The organism is Pseudomonas sp. AC463, from assembly GCF_979253585.1.
Window position 1 is genome coordinate 1 of record NZ_CEEDDZ010000419.1, and the last position, 300, is coordinate 300.

Here is a 300-nt window from a genome sequence, read left to right on the forward strand (position 1 = left end):
GGACTGGCGACCCAGGCGGCGAGCTTCTACGCGCAGGCGGCGGGTTATCGCGACCAATATTACGGGCAATTGGCGCTGGAGCGGACCGGACAGGCGCTGGTCGCGCCGCCGGCTCCGCCGGTGCCGTTGATCGCGCGGGAGCAGGCGGGCAAGATGGGGCTGAGTTATTCGCCCGATCAGCTGACGACCGATCCCAACCTGTCGATCATGCTGGGATCGAGCTATTTCCAGCGCGTCTTCAACAATTACGGCAGCTATCCACTGGCGATCGCGGCCTACAATGCGGGCGGCGGCACCGTG

Annotated in this window: 1 protein-coding gene; it reads left to right on the plus strand. The window is 65.7% G+C overall.

Features of this window, described 5'->3' with window-relative positions; translation table 11 throughout:
* Window positions 1-300 (plus strand): transglycosylase SLT domain-containing protein (locus AC0IYH_RS30800; RefSeq protein WP_471837967.1); only part of this gene is annotated, 300 nt, incomplete at both ends.